8 protein-coding genes are annotated in these 17,966 nt (G+C 73.5%); 4 read left to right on the top strand and 4 right to left on the bottom strand.

Going from position 1 to position 17,966, the window contains the following annotated elements; genetic code table 11:
• Positions 1–50: 50 nt before the first annotated feature.
• Positions 51–5,174, bottom strand: a complete 5,124-nt coding sequence (locus tag A6A27_RS10190; protein WP_073834305.1) for a non-ribosomal peptide synthetase — start codon at positions 5,172–5,174, stop codon at positions 51–53.
• Positions 5,171–11,725 carry an amino acid adenylation domain-containing protein gene (locus A6A27_RS10185; RefSeq protein ID WP_443189961.1) on the bottom strand — a complete coding sequence of 2,185 codons (6,555 nt, stop codon included), beginning with the start codon at positions 11,723–11,725 and terminating at the stop codon, positions 5,171–5,173. Before A6A27_RS10185 ends, A6A27_RS10190 begins: the two co-directional genes overlap by 4 nt.
• Positions 11,726–11,883: 158 nt before the next feature.
• Between A6A27_RS10185 and A6A27_RS10180 the strand changes: the two genes are divergently transcribed.
• The 3 genes from A6A27_RS10180 (at position 11,884) to A6A27_RS10170 (ending at position 14,350) form a co-directional block, all read left to right on the top strand.
• A complete protein-coding gene (locus A6A27_RS10180; protein WP_073834304.1) occupies positions 11,884–12,612 on the top strand; it encodes a 4'-phosphopantetheinyl transferase family protein in 729 nt (242 codons plus the stop codon).
• A gap of 43 nt (positions 12,613–12,655) precedes the next feature.
• Positions 12,656–13,081, top strand: coding sequence for a VOC family protein (locus A6A27_RS10175; protein ID WP_073834303.1), 426 nt, complete (start codon positions 12,656–12,658; stop codon positions 13,079–13,081).
• Positions 13,082–13,144: 63 nt separating this feature from the next.
• Entirely contained in the window at positions 13,145–14,350 is a 1,206-nt protein-coding gene (locus A6A27_RS10170; protein WP_073834302.1) for a cytochrome P450, read from the top strand.
• A 121-nt stretch (positions 14,351–14,471) separates the two neighbouring features.
• On the opposite strand, the gene A6A27_RS10165 is transcribed toward A6A27_RS10170, so the two are convergent.
• Together A6A27_RS10165 and A6A27_RS10160 are read right to left on the bottom strand one after the other, a co-directional pair.
• Complete coding sequence (locus tag A6A27_RS10165; protein ID WP_073834301.1) at positions 14,472–15,467, bottom strand: methyltransferase; 996 nt, start codon at positions 15,465–15,467, stop codon at positions 14,472–14,474.
• Between the two features lie 28 nt (positions 15,468–15,495).
• Positions 15,496–16,452 carry a ferritin-like domain-containing protein gene (locus A6A27_RS10160; protein ID WP_073834300.1) on the bottom strand — a complete coding sequence of 319 codons (957 nt, stop codon included), beginning with the start codon at positions 16,450–16,452 and terminating at the stop codon, positions 15,496–15,498.
• A 58-nt stretch (positions 16,453–16,510) separates the two neighbouring features.
• On the opposite strand from A6A27_RS10160, the gene A6A27_RS10155 reads away from it, so the two are divergent.
• The gene (locus tag A6A27_RS10155) at positions 16,511–17,812 is read left to right on the top strand and encodes a condensation domain-containing protein (protein WP_241825209.1); all 1,302 of its coding nucleotides are present in this window, start codon (positions 16,511–16,513) and stop codon (positions 17,810–17,812) included.
• The last annotated feature ends 154 nt before the right edge of the window (positions 17,813–17,966 follow it).

Below are 17,966 nucleotides of genomic sequence, written 5' to 3'. Positions count from 1 at the left end.
ACCGCCGGGCCGCGGGGGTGGCCCTTGGGGGCCGCGGGGCATCGGGCGGCTCATCGCGCCGGGCCCAGCGCGGCGGCCACCGTGGCGGGCTCCGCCGACCAGCGCAGCCGCTGCGCCGGCAGATCGGTGTCGACCACGTCGAGGCTGCCGAGGCACAGGTCCTCCCAGAACTCGATCTCCGCGTCCCGTGCCGGCTGCACCAGGGTGATGTCCCCGGCGTAGATGGACGGCTCGTGACGCGCGAGGGCGGCGCGCACCGGGGCGGCGGGGTCGTCCGCGGTGCCCGGGCCGGGCCGGTGGCCGGCGACCAGGCGCAGCCCCTCGACGAGCACCCCGCGTTCGGTCAGGTTGCGTGCCACCTCGACGGCGAGGACCGCCATCGGTCCGTGGGCGAGCAGTTCCACCTGGGCCAGGTCGGCGTCGACGACCGCCTGGGCGTACGCGGCGGCGGCGTTGTCCACCGAGGGCAGCAGCTCCAGCCCCGCGCCGGTGAACGCCCAGGCGGGGGCGGCGGGGCGCAGCGCCGCGGCGAGCGGCGCGACCCCGTCGAGCGACCCCGACTCGTCGGGCAGGAAGATCCGGGGTACGCCGGTGCCCTCGGCGTGCACGGCGACGAGCAGTTCGGTCGGCCGCTCCTGGCCCGTCTCGTGCGGCTGTTCCCCGGCCTCCGCGGCGGTGGTCAACCACTGCGCGAGCCGGGCGACGGTGGCCAGTTCGAGCAGGTTGCGCAGCACCTCGTCGAAGAACAGCGTGCGGGCCGACGGCAGTTCCTCGATGATGCGCCCGGCCAGCTGGGCGGCGACCAGCGAGTCCCCGCCCAGCTCGAACAGGTTGCCGTCGCGCCCGACGGGCGTGCCCAGGGCCTCGCTCCACAACGCGACGAGGTTCCGTTCGAGCTCGGTCTCGGGTGCCGCGCCGGGCAGTCCGGCCCGGGTACCGCCGTGCCGGCGGCCCAGCCGTCCCGCGAGGGACCGTCGGTCGATCTTGCCGTTGTCGGTGACCGGTAGCTCGTCGAGGATTTCCACGGTGCCGGGCACCATGTACTCGGGCAGCCGAGCGCGCAGGTGATCGGTGAGGGCCCGGGGGTGCGCGGGTGCGCGGTCGGCCTTGAACCGGGCGGCGAGCACGCACATGCCCATCCGCCCGACGAAGGTGCCTTCCGCCGGCAGGCAGACGCTGGTGTCAGCGCCCGCCCGGTCGAGGATGTCCCGCCACCGGTCGCGGGCGAGGAAGACCGTCCCGGTCCCGGCGCGGTCGTCGGTGAAGTCTCCGGTGGCGTCGTCGAGCCGGACCAGCAGCTCCAGCGACGTCATGATCTGGTAGTGGTCCCGGGTCATCTCCAGGGCCACCAGCCATCCGCCGGGGGCGAGCAGCCCGCGCAGCCGTTCCAGGACCCGGTCGACGTCGGCGGTGGCGTGCAGCACGTCCCCGGCGACGACCAGGTCGAAGGAGTTGGGCGCGAGGCCCTGCTCGGTGGGGTCGGCGTCCAGGTCGTACAGGCCGAACCGGACGCCGGGCACGTCGGTGAAGCGGGCCTGCGACTGCCCCGCGAAGTAGGGCGACAGGTCGGTGCACAGGTAGTCGATGTCCTGCCCGGCGAGCGCGTCGAGCACCGCGGCGGTGGTGCCGCCGCCACCCGCGCCGACCTCCAGCACGCGCAGCGGGCCGGGGTGCCGGCGGCGGGCGCCGAGGTCCGCCACGACGGCACCGGCGGCCTGGTTGGCCCAGCGGTTGAACACCGCCTCCTCGTAGAGTTGCTGGGAGACGTCCAGCCGGCCCTCGGGGAAGAGCAGCCGGAGCGGGTCCTCGTCGCCGCGCAGCAGGGCTGGCAGGTGGCGGATGCTGGCCCGGAAGTAGTCCAGCAGGCGCTCCTCGCTCGGCAGCGCCGCCGCCTCGACCGCGGCCCACGCGGCGTCGAGCGCGTCGGGTCTGACGGCGCCGGCCAGCCGGTAGCGGTCGCCGTCGATGGCCAGCAGTCCCTCGGCGACCAGGGCGGCGAGCCAGCGACGCAGCAGCCGGTGGTGCCGGGGCGCGGCGTCCGTGGCGGCCACGATCTCGGTGGCGGTGTGGCGGTCGTCGGGCGAGGCGAACATTCCTGCGCGGCGGAAGGTGTCCAGCATGGCGGGCAGGGCCACCTGGTCGAGCCGGTGGGCGTACTCCAGGTAGCGGTCCGGGTCGACGCCGGCGAGCGCGGCGTCGCCGGCCCGGGCCGCGACTACGGCCAGGTCGGCTACGTCGCCGGCCGGCGGCGTAGCGGCGGCGGGCTGCGCGAAGGCGACGAGCGTGCGCTCCAGCGGCTGGTCGCCCGCGACCAGCACCGCCGCCGCGGCGACGTCCGGATGGCTCTGCAGGGCCGTCTCGATCTCGGCCAGTTCGATCCGGTGGCCGCGGATCTTGACCTGCTGGTCCTCCCGGCCAAGGAACTCGATGTCGCCGTCGGGCAGGTACCGGCCCAGGTCGCCCGTGTGGTACAGGCGCTCGCCGGTGACGGGGTGCACGATGAACCGCTCCGCCGTGCGCTCGGGGTCGTGCAGGTAGCCGCGCGCGAGGCCGACGCCGCCGATGTACAGCTCGCCGGTCACCCAGTCGGGGCAGGGCCGCAGCAGCGGGTCGAGGACGTGGAAGGTCTGGTTGGCCAGCGGCCGACCGTACGGGATGCTGGCCCAGTCCTCGCCGACCGCCCCGACGGGGTAGTGGATCGACCAGATGGACGCCTCGGTCGCCCCGCCGAGGCTCACCACGCTGAGGCCGGGCACCTGGGCGCGAATCTGGTCGGGTAGGGCGACCGGGATCCAGTCGCCGGAGAGCATCGCCAGCCGCAGGGTGGGCAGCGCGGTGCCGGCCACGCCGAGATAGCCGGAGAGCATCTGGAGCTGGGCGGGAACGGAGTTCCACACGGTCACCCTGTGGGTGGCCACCAGGTCGGCCCAGTGCGACGGGTCCGCGCGTCGCTCGGCGTCGGGGACGACCAGGGCCCCGCCGACGGACAGCGGGCCGAAGATGTCGTAGACCGACAGGTCGAAGCCGAGCTGGGACAGGCCGAGCACCCGGTCCCGCTCGCCGACGGCGAACCGGGCGTTGATGTCGAGGACGGTGTTCAGCGCCGCCTCGTGGGTGATCATGACCCCCTTCGGCGTCCCGGTGGAGCCCGAGGTGTGGATGACGTACGCCAGGTCGTCGGGCCGCGCCCCGCCCGGTTCGCGGGGCGGGTCGGCCGGCGGCACCTCTTCCAGCGCCACGACGACAATCCCGGGCGGCCAGGGCCCGGCGGCCAGGTCGCGGGAGGTGAGCACGTACCGCACGCCCGCGCCGGTGAGGATCGTCTCGCGCCGGGCCGCGGGTTGCACGGTGTCCACCGGCACGTACACCGCGCCGGCGAGCAGCGCGCCGAGGACGGCCACGACCTGCCCCGGGCCGCGCTCCAGGGTCACCCCGACGAGGTCGCCGGGTACGCAGCCCGACTCGACGAGCCGGGCGGCGACGCCGGTGGCGCGGGCGGCCAGGTCGGCGTAGCTGAGCGTGGTCGTGCCGTGGATGACCGCCGGGGCGTCCGGGGTCCGTCGGGCCTGGGCGAAAACCGCGTCGTGTAGGCGGGCGCGGGTCAGCGGGGTGGCGGTGGCGTTGACCTCCTCGCGGCGGCGCCGCTGCCGCTGCGGCAGCAGGCTCGACGGAACCCGCTGCCACGCCTGGTCGTCGGTGGCGAGCTGGCGCAGCAGCTGCTCGAACGCGGCGAACATGTCCTCGGCGACTCCGTCGGGCAGCACACCATCGCGCACGTCCCAGTTGGTTGACAGTCCGCCGTCGCGCTCGGAGTTCTGGCAGTCGATGACGACCTGCGGGGTCTGGCTGATGCCGTAGCCGAGCCGCCCGTGCGACGCCGCTGCTGGGGCGCCGGCTTCGCCCAGGCCGATCGCGCTGGTGAAGACGACGGGGAACAGCGCCGCGTCGGCGCCGCGTCGGCGGGTGATCTCGCGCATCACCTCGATGCCGGAGAATGCCCGGTGGTCCATGTCCTGCCAGAGCTGGGCCTGTACGGCCCGGGCCCAGCTGTCGAAGGTCTCCGTCCCGCTCTGGCCGACCGCGAGCAGTTCCACCCCGGTGAAGTCGCCGACGACGGCGGGCACCTGGGGGTGCAGGGGTAGCCGGTTGAGCAGCGTGACGTTCAGGGTGAACGTGGGGCGGCGGCTCCACGCGGCGATGACGTGCGCGTACGCGGCGAGCACCGCGCAGGACGGGCTCACGTCGTGCTGGCCGGCGTGCTTGCGCAGCCCGTCCCACAGCTCGGGTTCCAGGGTGGCGGCCAGCCGGCGGAACCGGCCGTCGGTCTGCCGGGCGCGGCTGGTCAGCGGCAGCTCCGGGCCGGGCGGCAGGTCGTTCACGCGGTGCAGCCAGTAGTCGCGGTCGGCTTCTCGGTGGCTCGCCGTCCAGTTCCGTTCGGCCTGCAGGTAGTCCCGGAAGCCGATCTCCAGTGCGGGCAGCTGCTCGTTGCCGTGGTAGAGCTGGTGCAGCTCGTCGAGGATGATCTGGATGCTGACGAAGTCGGCGATGAGGAAGTCCACCGAGACGTGCAGCACGGCCTCGTCGTCGCCGCGGGTCACGCGTGCCTCGAACAGTGGCCACGCGTCGGGCCGGAACACCCGGTGGTCCATCTCGGCCCGCACCTCGGCCACCCGGCGGTCGAACTCGTCGCGTTCGCGCCCGCGCAGGTCGTGTACGGCGACGTGGTAGTCGTCGACGTGCGGCAGCACCCGCTGGGAACCGTCGATGTCGATCACCGCTCGGAGCATGTCGTGCCGGGCGATGAGCGCCCGCCAGGCGCGGGTCATCCGCTCCGGGTCCAGGTCCGGGTAGTGCAGCTCGCCGTAGCCGTGGCAGGCGACGCCGCCGTAGGCGAAGGTGGAGCCGCGGCCCAGCAGGTACGCCGACTGCACCTCCGTCACCGGGAACGGGTCGTGGCGGTGCTCCGGATCCGGCACGACCCGCGGCAGCCGGCCGTTGGCCAGGTGGGCGAGAATCTCGTCGCGGCGGGCCCGCAGTTGCGCGCGCCGCTCGTCGGTCATGAAGCCGGCGGGCGCGCGGAACTTCAGCGTGCCGTCCTCGGCCCACAGCCGCAGTCCGGCCCGTTCGAGGTCGGTGACCAGCCGCTCGACGGGGATGCGGGGGTCGTTGCTCATATGACACCTTCCTCGACGTCGTCGTTGGCCGACGCACGGAGCTGCTCGTCGACGGCGGCCGCGAGCTGGGCGAGCGCGGGTACGGCGAACAGTTGTCGCAATGTCATGTCCACGCCGAGCCGCTGGCGCAGCGTCTCGAGCAGGCGGGTGGCCAGCAGGCTGTCTCCGCCCAGGGCGAAGAAGCTGTGCCGGCGGTCGACGACCGGCTGGTCGAGCAGCTGCGACCAGAGTCCGGCGAGGAGTTCCTCGGTGGGCCCCTTGGGCGGCTCGGCCGTGTCGTCGAGCGGGTCGGCGCGCAGCAGTGTCGCGAGCCGCTGGCGGTCGACCTTGCCGTTGGCGGTCAGCGGTAGCCGCTCCAGCGTCACGACGTATTCGGGCACCATGTACGCGGGCAGTCGCTCGGCCAGCCAGCCGGCCAGGTCCGGCTCCGTACCTTCGGTGGCGGGTACGACGGCGAGGCCGATGTGCTGTGCCGGCGCCTGGCCGACGACCAGCGCCACCGCCCGCCCGACGAGTGGGTGGGCCTCGGCGTTGGCCTCGATCTCGCCCAGCTCGATGCGGTGCCCGCGCACCTTGACCCGGAAGTCGACCCGGCCGAGGAACTCCAGCGTCCCGTCCGGCCAGTACCGGCCGAGGTCGCCGGTGCGGTACCAGCGCCGGCCCTCGTCGTCGACGTCGAACTGCCGGGCGGTCAGCTCGGGGGCGTTGCGGTAGCCCAGCGCCACCCCGGCGCCGCCGATGCGCAGCTCCCCGGGCACCCAGTCCGGGCAGTCCCGGCCGCGGGAGTCGGTCACTCGGTAGCGCTGGTTGCGCAGTGGGCGGCCGTACGGGATGGAGCGCCAGTGCTCCGGGACCGCCGCGACCTCGCACGCGTTGGACCAGATTGCGGCCTCGGTGGCGCCGCCGAGGGCGACGAACCGGGCGTGCGGGGCGACCCGTGCCAGCCGGCCCGGCAGGTCGAGGCCCACCCAGTCACCGGAGACCAGGGCCAGCCGCAGGCTGGCCGGCGGGTGCTCGCCGGCCGCCACGAGCAGCATGTCCAACAGCGCGGGCACGGAGTTCCAGACGGTCACCCCCCACCGGTGGGCCAGCCACGCCCAGCGGCGGGCCTCCCGGCGGTCCTCCTCGGCCAGCACGACCAGCGCCCCACCGGCGGCCAGCAGCCCGAACACGTCGTAGACGGACAGGTCGAAGTCCAGCGCGGAGACCGCCAGCACGCGGTCCTCCGGGCCGACGCCGTACCGGGAGTTGACGTCGGTCACTGTGTTGACGGCCGCCCGGTGGGTGATCTCCACCCCCTTGGGCTCCCCGGTGGAGCCGGAGGTGAAGATCGTGTATGCCAGTGCGTTCGCGGCGACCGTCACCGGCCCGCGCAGCGGGGGCCCGTCCACGTCGGGGGCCACTGTGGGCAGGTGGTGCGCGCCGGGGCGGCCCACGACGGCGGTCACCTGCGCCTTGGCGTAGATCCGATCGCGGCGGGCGGCGGGCTGGTCGACACTGACGGGCACGTACGAGGCGCCGGCGGCCAGCACGCCGAGCACCGCAGCGACCTGTTCCGGCCCGCGGGGCAGGGTGACGGCGACTGCGTCGCCCGGTTCCACCCCGGCCTGTAGCAGCGCCCCGGCGATCCGCAGCGCCCGTGCGGCCAGCTCGCCGTAGCTGATCGACGTCTCACCGTACGCGACCGCGAGCCGGTCGGGGTCGCGGGCGGCGTGGGCGAAGAACGGCTCGTGCAGGGTGTGCCCGGGTGCCGGGGCGTCGGTGGCGTTGACGGCGGCCCGGACGGCACGCTGCCCCGGCGGCAGCAGGTCCGGCAGCGTCCGGTCCCACTCGCCCTCGGCGAGCCAGCACAGCAGCCGGTGGTAGGCGTCGAACATGGCGTCGAGCAGCCCGTCGGGGAACAGCTCGTCGACGCTGTCCCAGTTGAAGGTCAGCCCGCCGTCGCGTTCCATGACCTGGTTGTCCAGCCACACCTGCGGGGTCTGCGAGATGCCCCAGGTCAGCTCGCCGAACGGGAACCGCATGTTGACCAGGTCCGCGGCCACGCCGAGTGCGCTGGTGAACACGATCGGCATGCTGACCGTGCCGCTGTTGCGCCGGCGCGCCAACTCCCGCAGCACCCACAGGGCGGAGACGTCGTTGTGTTCCAGCCCGGCCCACAGGTCCTGCTGGAACCGGTGGGCGGTCTCCTGCCATGGCTCTTCCGCGCTCCCCCGGTAGCCGACCAGGACCAGCGAGGTGAAATCGCCGAGGATCGCGCCGATGTCCGGGTGCACGTCGTGGCGCTGGAACATGGTCAGGTTCAACGTCAGCTCGTCCTGCCCGCTGTACGCGCTGAGCACCTCGGCGTACGCGGTGGCGAGGACCGCGGCCGGGGTGAGCCGGTGGTCCCGGGCGCGGCGGGTGATCGCCGCCCACTGTTCGGGGGTGAGGCTGCGTTCGCGGCGGACGAACCGCGGGGCGACCAGGGTGTCGGGGTCGACTGCCAGCGGCAGCGCGGCGGCCGGGGCGATGTCGTCCAGGCGCCCGCGCCAGTATGCCCCCGCCCGGTCCACCGCCTCCGGCGGCGGCGCCGCGCCGAGCAGATAGTCGCGGAACGACACGCCCAGCGGGCGCAGCTCGGCGCTGGGGTCGCGGTAGAGGGTGGACAGCTCGGAGAAGAAGATGACGATGCTCAGCGCGTCGAGCACGATGTAGTCGAAGCTGAACGCGACGCGGGTGCCGCCGGGGTGGCGTACGGCCTGGATGTCGATCAGCGGCCAGCGGGACGGGTCGGGGACGCGGTGGGACAGCCGCTCGCGCAGCGTCGCCAGGTGCTTCCGCCCCTCGTGCACGGTGATGGTGAACGGCGGCACCTCCGGCAGGATCCGCTGGTCGCCGTTGTCGTCGAAGACGGCGCGGAGCATCTCGTGCCGGGCGATGAGCGTGTCGAGGGCCTGTCGCAGCCGGTCGAGGTCGACGTCCCGGCCGTCGAACTCCCAGTACCAGTGGGAGCCGACCCCGCCGAGCGCGAAGTCGTCGGTGCGCCCCAGCCAGTACGCGCGCTGCACGTCCGTGGGCGGGAACGGCTCGTGCCGGTGGGCCGGGTTGGCGGTCAGCTCACGCCGTTCGGTGGGCGTGCCCGCGTCGCCGGCCGTACCGTCGGTGCGCAGCCGCGCCGCGAAGCCGGCCAGGTCGCGGGCGTGGAACAGGTGGTGCAGCTCGGCGCGGGCGATGCCGGCCTCGCGAAGCCGGGCCAGCAGCCGGGTGGCGACGAGGCTGTCGCCGCCGAGGGCGAAGAAGTTGTCCTCCCGGCGTATCTCGGGCACGCCGAGCAGCTCCGACCACAGGGCGGCCACGGCGGTCTCGACGCCGCCGCGGGGCGCGGTGCCGGTGGCGGCGGGTCGTGCGGCGAGCAGCTCGGGCAGCCGGGCGCGGTCGATCTTGCCGTTGGCCGACAGCGGGAACGCGTCGAGGACCACCACGACGGCTGGCACCATGTACGGCGGAAGCTGTTCGGCGGCGCGCTGGCGGATCGACTGGGGGTCGGCCCCGGTCCGGGTGACGGTGACGGCGGCGGCGAGGGTGTCCCGCTCGACGACCTGGGCGACCGCCCGGGAGACGTGCGGGTCGCGTTCCAGCGCGGCTTCGATCTCGCCCAGCTCGATCCGGTGTCCCCGAATCTTGACCTGGAAGTCGGTGCGCCCGAGGAAGTCCACTGTGCCGTCGGGCCAGTACCGGGCCAGGTCGCCCGTGCGGTACCAGCGCTGCCCGGCGTGCGCTACGAACCGGTCGGCGGTCCGCTGCGGGTCGCCCGCGTAGCCGGCGGCGACCGAGCGCCCGCCGATCCAGAGCTCGCCGGGTACCCAGTCCGGCCGGTCCCGGCCGTGCTCGTCGACGACCCGCATGAGCTGGTTGCGCAACGGCACGCCGTAGGGCACCGACCGCCAGTGCGGCGGCGGGTCGGCGGGGGCGGGCTGCACGGTGGAGTGGATCGCCGTCTCGGTGGTGCCGCCGAGGCCGTACAGCCGGCTGGCCGGGGCCAGCCTGGCCAGCCGGCCGGCCAGGTCGAGGCCGACCCGGTCGCCGCCGAGCACGGCGAGCCGCAGCGGCAGCGGGCTCTGCCCGGCCGCGCCCGACGCCTCGGTCTCGGCCTGGGTCAGCAGAAGGTCGAGCACGGCAGGGACGGACTGCCAGACCGTCACCCGGTGCTCGTGGACCAGGCGCAGCCAGGCGGCCGGGTCGCGGCGGCTGTCCTCGGTGATGGTGACGACGGCGCCACCCGCGCCGAGCAGGGCGAACATGTCGAACACGGACAGGTCGAAGTCGAGGGCCGAGACCGCCAGGACGCGGTCGTCCGGGCCGATCGCGAACCGCCGCACGAGGTCGCCGAGGGTGTTCCGGGCCGCCCGGTGGGGCACCCGCACCCCCTTCGGCACGCCGGTGGAGCCGGAGGTGAACAGCAGGTACGCGTCCTGCTCGGGGTCGACCGCCAGCGCGTCGTCGCGCAACGGCACACCGGCGGCGGGGACGGTCAGCATCGTCGAGGAATCGACGGGCGACGACCCGGCCGCGATCCCGGCGGTGGTGACGGTGAGCCGGACCCCGGCGGTGGCCCGGATCAGCTCGCGCCGGGCGTCGGGCTGGTCGACGCCGATCGGCACGTACACGCCGCCGGCGCGCAGCACGCCGAGCACCGCCACGATCTGGTCGGGGCCCTTCGGCAGGGTGACGGCGACGGCGTCGCCGGGGGCCAGGCCGCGGGCGGTCAGCTCGTCGGCCAGTGCCTGCGCCCGGCCCGCCAGTTCGCCGTAGGTGAGCACGCCCGCCCGGTCCGGTCCGTGCAGCACGGCCGGGCGGTCGGGCTCGCGGGCTGCCCGGGCGAAGACGCCGCGGTGCAGCGGCCCGTCGTCGGTGGGGCCGGCGGTGTCGTTGGCCGCCGCCCGCGCGGCCAGGGTGCGGGCGGGCAGCGTGATCGGGGCGCGCCGGGACCAGTCCGTGGCCGGGTCGAGCAGCCAGTCGACAATCCGCAGATAGGCGGCGAACATGTCGTCGACGAACCCGTCGGGGAACAGCTCGTCCACGACGTCCCAGTTGAGGTAGAGGCCGTCCTCGCGCTCGGTGATCTGGTAGTCGAGCCAGACCTGGGGGGTCTGGGACATGGTCCAGCCGGGCGGGCCGAAGCAGTCGCGGACGTCTGCGTCGAACAGCTCGCCGAGGTTCAGCGCGCTGGTGAAGACGACGGGCGCGCCGACGGGCTGGCCGGTCCGGGCGCGGGACAGGTCGCGCAGCACGTCGACGCCGCTGTACGCCGAGTGGGCGGCGTCGCTGCGCAGCCGGTCCTGGTGCCGGCGGACGAGGTCGACGAAGCCGGCCGGGCCGGTCGTGTCGATCTCCAGCAGAATCAGGTTGGTGAAGTCGCCGACTACCGCGCCGACTTCGGGATGGACGGGGCGCCGGTCGTACATCGGCAGGTTCAGCACGAACCGGCCGCTGCTGCTCCAGGCGGCCAGCACCTCGGCGAAGGCGGTGAGGAACACCATCGACAGGGTGACTCCCGCCGCCGCCGAACGCCGTCCCAGTTCCGCCTGCTGCTCCGGGGTCAGCCAGTGGTACCGGCGGACCACCCGGTGACCCGCCACGGTGGCCGGGTCGACGGCGGTCGGCAGTTGGGGCGGGCCGGGCAGCGTGGCCAGCCGCTCGCGCCAGTACTCGCGGGCCCGGTCCCGAGCCTCGTCGGGCCGGGCGGCGATGGTGGCCAGGTACGCGGGATAGCTGAGGCCAACGGGGGCCACCTGCCGGTCCGGGTTCCGGTAGAAGGCCGCCAGGTCCGACAGGATGAGCCGGAAGCTGTGGGCGTCGGCGACCAGCATCTCGACGTGCACGTGCACCCGGGTGGCGCCACCGGGCAGCAGGGACAGCTGGATGTCGAAGGTCTCCGCCTCCTCCACCCGCAGCCGGCGGTGGGACAACCGGTGGCGCAGCCGCGCCAGCTCCTCCTCGCACCGGCGCGGCGACAGCTCACGCAGGTCGTGCACCGTCAGGCCCGGCCACGGGCTCTCCGGCCGGATCTGCTGGGTGCCGTCGGCGTGGAACTCCGCCCGTAGCATGCCGTGCCGGTGCAGCACGGCGCGGACGGCGGCGTCGAGCCGGTCCGGTTCGACGCCGGCCCCGTCGAACTCGTTGTAGAAGTGGGCGCCCACGCCGCCCAGGGGCTGCCCGTCCGCCCGGCCGATCCAGTACGCGTGCTGCATCGTGGCCAGGCCGAACGGCGCGGACTCCGCCACGGCCACCGGCGGCAGCTGCGCCGGGCGGGCCTCGGCGTGGCGCTTCGCGACCAGGTGCCACCACTGTGCGAGGGTGCGCCACTCGACGAGCTCGCTGAAGGTGACGGGGACGCCGCGGCTGTGCCAGCGGCTGGCCAGCCGCATGACCGCGATCGAGTCGAGGCCGAGCACCAGCAGATCGTCGTCGTCGCCGACGAGTGACGGCGGGCACTCGAGGGCCTCCGCGACGTCCTCGCGCATCCGGTCGAGGGTCAGGGTTGGATCGGTGTCGACGGCAACGTCCAATGTCGCGTCTCCTCAGTCAGCCTCTACCACGTCTCCGGTCGGCTGGCGCTAAGCTATCAGCGACTTATGACTTGGGTCTAGAGACAGTCGATGATACTCGGAAAGACTCGTCCGACAGGCGAGGGGAAAGGCGACGGGGCGGCGGACGGAGGAGCGGCGTGGGCGAGCGGCTCGGCAGCGGCGAGTGCCTGGTGTGGCGGTGCCCGGCCGGGCCGGTCCCCGAGCGGCTGCACGCCCTGCTTGACGACGCCGAACGCGCGCGGGCGCGGCGGCTGGGCCACGACGCGGCCCGCACCCGCTTCGTGGCGGGCCGCGTCGCGGCGCGGCTGCTGGCCGCCCGGCACGCCGGCACGACGCCGCGCGAGGTCGTCTTCTCCTCGACGTGCCGGCACTGCGCCGGCCCGCACGGCCGGCTGGAGGTGCACACCGGCGCGGGCGTGCTGCACGTGTCGGTGTCGCACTCGGCCGAGCGGATCGTGGTGGCGATCGCCCGCGACACGGTCTGCGGCATCGACATCGAGCGGGTGGCCCTGCGTGGTGGCCGGATCCCGGTCTCGGCACTCTCCCCCGCCGAGCGTCGGGTGCTGGCCGGCCTGCCGCAGCCGCGGCGACTCGCCGCGTTCATCCGGTACTGGTCCCGTAAGGAAGCCATCCTCAAGGCGACCGGGGACGGCCTCGTGCCGTCGCCGGCCGACCTGACCGTCAGCGCCCCGGATGCCCCCGCGCGCCTGCTGAGCTGGGCAGACCGGCCGCCGCCGCACATCAGCGTGCACCTGCGCGACCTGGCCGTCGGCGACGACTACCGCGGTGCGCTGGCCACCCTCGGCCGGCCGCTGTCGGTTGTCGAGCATGATGTTGACCCTCGCGCAGAGGCGAGTCACCTATGATGAACCACACCGGACGGATTGACTCAATACGAGAAGAGGCTTCATGTCGGAACGTTCGTTCTCTCCGGTCATCCCCTTCCTGCGCTACCAGGACCCGACGGCTGCCGTTGACTGGCTCGTCAACGCGTTTGGCCTGGAGCGTTTCGACGTCACCGAGGTCGACGGCGAGGTGGTGCACGCCGAGCTGAGCTGGGGCAACGCCACGATCCAGCTCGGCGGCGGCGGCCCGAACGACTCGCTGGGCATGGTCAGCCCACGCGAGCTGCCCGCCACCAGCGGCGGCGTCTACATCTGCGTCGGCGACGCGGCGGACGTCGACAAGCACTACCAGCGGTCGGTGCAGGCCGGCGCCAAGCTGGTCTACGAGCTGCATGACACCTCGTACGGCTCCCGCGACTACGGGGTGTACGACCTCGAGGGTCACGTCTGGAGCTTCGGCAGCTACCTGCCCCGCGAAGCGTCGGCATAGGGTTTTCGGCAAACACGCGTAAACACTTGCCCGGGCAGCGGGTCCGGGCCAAGACTGGCAGGCATGGATGCCTCCGGTCTGCCGCCCAGGTTCGACGCGCTCGACCCCGCCGTCCTGCACGATCCCTATCCGACCTATGCGCGGCTGCGCGAGGCCGGACCGCTATGCCGGTTCGGCCCCGGCAGCTGGGGCGTCACCCGGCACGCCGACGTCGTGGCGTTGCAGCGCGACCCCCGACTCGGCAGCGAGTTCCCCGAGGCGTACCACCACCTGTCGGTGGGCGAGGGACCGGCCAGCCACTTTTTCCAGCGCATCATGCTCTACCGCGACCCGCCTGACCACGTCCGGCTCCGGCGGCTGATGAGCGGCGCCTTCACCCCGGCCGTGGTGCGGCGGATGCGCGGCTACATCGAGCGGACGGTGGACCGGCTCCTGACCCCGGCGCTGGAGACCGGCACCTGCGACGTGGTGCGCGACCTGGCGTACCCGCTGCCGGTGCTGGTGGTGTCCACGTTGATGGGTATCCCGCCCGAGGCCCACGACGACGTCCGGCAGCACGCCATGCGTCTCGGGCGGGCGTTCAGCGCCATCGTTCCCGAGGCCGCCCGGGGCGCGGCGCACGAGTCCGTGGAGTGGCTGCGCAAGTACATCGGCGGCCTGCTCGACGAGCGCCGTGCGGCGCCCGGGGACGACCTGCTGTCGACGCTGTTGCGGACGGAGAACGACGGGGACCGGCTGACCCACGACGAGATCGTGGACAACACCGTCTTCTCGTTCTTCGCCGGCTTCGAGACGACGGTCCACCTCATCACCAACGGGTTCGCCGCGCTGCTGCGGGCGCCGGACCAGTTCGCCCTCCTGCGCGCCGACCCCGGCCTGGTGCCCGGCGCGGTGGAGGAGTTCCTCCGCTTCGAGGCGCCCATCCAGGGCACCGCCCGGCTGGTCCGGGAGCCGGTGCGGATCGGCTCGCGCACCGTGCGCGCCGGGCGGGTGCTGGTGCTGATGCTGGGTTCGGCGAACCACGACGAGGCGGTCTTCCGCTTCCCTGACAGGCTGGATGTCACCCGCAGCCCGAACCCGCATGTCACCTTCGGCGGCGGCGGGCATTTGTGCCTGGGCGCGTTCCTGGCCCGCACGGAGGCGCAAGTCGTCTTCGACTGGGTGCTGCGTCGCACCCGCTCGGTCGAGCAGGCCGGCGAGCTGGTCCGGGAGAGCGACACGCCGTTCCGCGCCTTCGCCCACGTGCCGCTGGCCGTCCAGCCTGCCTGACGCCGGTGGCGTCGGCGCTGCGGCCCCCGGTCGGCCGGGCCGCGCGGGCGCGGCCGGACCCCCCAACGGTGGGCGGTCGAGCCCGCGTACGGCCGTCGGGCCGCCCGGCCGGGGGGTCGGATCAGGCCGGCGTGGCGGCGAGGATGGTCAGCGTGGCCGTCGGCCGGACGGTGTCCAGCCGCAGCCCGGCACGGCCGAGCAGGGCCTCGGTTTCCTCGGCCGTGCGGTGGGTGCCGCCGGTGAGCACCAGCGTGTGCACGTCGTACAGCTTGGCTACGTCGTAGGTGTCCCCGGCGGGCAGGACGGCCTCCAGCAGCAGCAGCCGGCTGTCCGGCCGCATCGCCTCCCGGACCCGGCGGAGCACCGCCACCACCTGGTCGTCGCCGAACCCGGGCAGCACCGTCTTGAGCAGGTACGCGTCCGCGTCGGCGGGCAGCGGGTCGAAGAAGCTGCCGGGGACGATCTCGCACCGGTCCCGCACCCCCGCCTCGGTCAGGACCCGGTCGGCCGCCGCGACGACGTGCGGCAGGTCCAGCAGCGTGCCGCGCATGGCGGGGTACCGTCCGAGCAGGCCGGCGAGGAAGCCGCCGTCACCGCCGCCGACGTCGACCAGGTGGGACAGCTCCCCCCACGGGTGGCAGGGCAAGACGGTACGCAGGTGCAGCCGGGTGACGGCGTGCATCCAGCGGTCCACCCGCCGGCTTTCGTCCGGGTTCCCGGCCAGGTGGCTCCAGTAGTCCGTGCCGTGCGCCCGGTCGAAGGCGGCCTCGCCGGTGCGCAGGCTGTGCGGCAGCATCGCCCACGCCTGCACGTCGGAGGCGAGCAGCGTGTAGACAGCGCGCACCGACAGCGGGTGGTCGCTGCGCAGCGGCTGGGCCAGGGGCGTCAGGGCGAACACCTCCGGCTGCGGCTCCGTGAAGATGCCCTTGGCCGCCAGCGCCCGCAGCGCCCGGCACAGCGACCTCTCGTGCGCACCGACCGCGGCGGCGAGCTCGGCCACGGGCCGGGGCCCGTCGATGAGCAGGTCGGCGATCCCCAGGTCGCTGACCGCCCGCACGGTCATCGGCACGATGACATCGGCCAGCTCCGCCAGCCGCATCAGCGACGACAGGTCCATCGGCGGCCGCTGCCGGACGCCCGTTCGCTCAGCCACCGCGCCTACCTTCCACGAATTGGATCAGATCCAGTCGGGCGAGCCCGTCCCGCACGCGAGGGGTCATCAGCCCGATCTGGTCCAGCGCCCGGCCTACCCGGGAGAAGATGGCCTGCCGGTAGGCGACCATCAGCTCGTTGCGGGCGGCGAAGTCGAGCCCCTCGGCCATCGGGATCTCCATGCGGTCCCAGATGTCACCGAGCAGGAACCGGCGGCGGATCAGGGCGGCGGCCTCCAGCACCAGTTCCTCCCGCTCGGCCCGCTCGCGAAAGGTCATCTCGTCGTACAGCCCGCGCAGCGACAGCACGCCGAACGACACGTGCCGGGCCTCGTCCCTCGCCACGAGGCCGGTGATCCGCTTGATCAGCGGGTCGTGGAAGGTGCTGTGTGCCAACCGGAACGCGGCCATCGCCAGCGCCTCGACCATGATCTGCATGCCCAGCGAGATGACGTCCCAGCGGTTGTCCTCGAGGATGTCGGACAGCAGCAGCGCCAGCGGCTCGGAGATCGGGTACGGCCGCTCGATCTTCTCCCTCAGGTAGCGGGAGAAGACCTCCACATGGCGCGCCTCGTCCACCGCCTGAGTTGCCGCGTACAGCTTGCTTTCCAGTCCGGTGACGATCTCCACCAACCGGGCGGCGACAACCATGGCCGCCTGCTCGCCGTGCAGGAACTGGCTGACCATCCACACCTGGAGTTCCCAGCGGAACTCGTCCCAGGCTGGCCGGCCCCGCCGGGCCAGCGGGGACGCGGCGAACGCGGCCATGGCGAAGGCGGAGTCGTCGGGCAGCGGCGCTCCGAAGGGCACGTCGAGGAGCCAGTCGATTTCGTCGACGCTCCACTGCGCCTGCTTGGCCCGCTGGTAGAGCAAGCCGGTGCGGGAGTCCGAGAGTTCGTAGTTCCAGTTGAGCCGGGCGTCCTGGGTGGAGCGCACTACCAACTCGCTCATAGCAGCAAAGACTAGTTCGCCACACGCGCAAAGCCAATGGAAAGACTATCCTGCCGTTGTGGAAGCACTCGAAACACCCGCCTCGATCTCCCAGCGCCTGCTGTGGATGATCAAGCACTACCGGTCGGACTTCGGCGCGCTGAACTGCCCGGTCGTCTGCCGCATCGTGGGGCGCCTGGACGACCGGGCGTTACAGGCGGCGGTGGACCAGCTGGTGGTCCGGCACGAGTCGCTGCGGACGACCTTCCACGGCCGCGGCGCACGCCTCGTGCAGCGCGTGCACGCCCCGCGCCCGCAGCCGCTGGCCTGGGCCGACGCGGCGGCAGCGGGCGAGTCGCCGGACGCGGCGCTGGCCCGGGAGCTCCAGACGCCGATCGACCCCGGGCAGTGGCCGGCGCGGGCCAGCGTCTGGCGGGTCGGCCCGCGGGAGCACCTGTTCTGCCTCAACCTGCACCATCTCGTCACCGACGCGTGGTCCACCGGCATCCTGCTGCGCGACCTGGTTGCCTGTTACGACGCCGCCTGCGGCGGGGCCAGCGTCCCCACGCCGGTGGGCTGGCAGATGGCCCGCTTCGCGCAGGCGCAGCAGGAGCTGCTGGCCTCGGACCAGCTCGCCCGGTATCAGCGGTACTGGCGACGCCAGCTCGAGGGCAGCCAGATTCCCCGGCTCGACGCGCTCTATCCGGCCGCGGACAACATTGGCGCCGCCACGGTGGCGACCCGATCCGTCGCGGCGGAGCTGCCGGCCGCGACCGTGGCCGGGCTGCGGGAGCTGGCGAGGCGGGAGAAGACGACCATGTTCACGGTGCTGCTGGCGGCCTTCCACGCCCAGCTGCATCGCCTGACCGGCCAGCCCGACCTGGCGGTAGCGTCGATGTTCGCCAACCGGTCCCGGCCCGAGGTGCGCGACACCGTCGGCCTGCTCGCCGGCATGGTGCTGCTGCGCGCCCAGGTCGCCCGTCAACGCAGCTTCGCGGACCTGGTACGCCACGTGCACGCCGCGGTGATCGGCGCGTTCGCGTACCAGGATCTGCCCTTTCATCTGCTGCCGACGGGCATCGTCGACACCGGCGGCGGGCGGGCCGACGACGTGATGTTCAACGTGATGTCGCCCCTGCGGCATGACCTGACCGGCGGCGGCGCGCGCTTCGAGCTGGTGGTTCCCACGGAGATCGGCAGCCGCTTCCCGTTCGAGCTGGCCCTGGCCCCGGTGGGCGAGCACCGGGTGCAGGCCGTGCTGTTCCGTGCCGGGGGTTGGGCCGACCCGGCGCTCGGGCAGGACTTCCTGGCCGGGTACCTGGATGTCGCGGCGGCGGCGGCGCGCTGTCCGGACGTCGCGCTGGCGTCGTCCGGGCGGTGATGGGTCGCGGCAACGCCAACGGTATTGACAGCGTCACAGGCGTCCTGAGAACCTTCCAACACATACTCGTAAATGCACGTGGATAGCAGGAAAGGCAAGTGCTCACCGGGATAGTAGGTCAATCCGGGGCCGGTCGGCCGGCCCGAGGCGGAAG

The sequence above is a fragment of the Micromonospora sp. CB01531 genome (assembly GCF_001905095.1).
In the GTDB taxonomy this organism is placed as follows: domain Bacteria; phylum Actinomycetota; class Actinomycetes; order Mycobacteriales; family Micromonosporaceae; genus Micromonospora.
The sequence above is the reverse complement of the archived record's forward strand: the minus strand, read 5'-3'. Positions and strand labels throughout refer to the sequence as shown.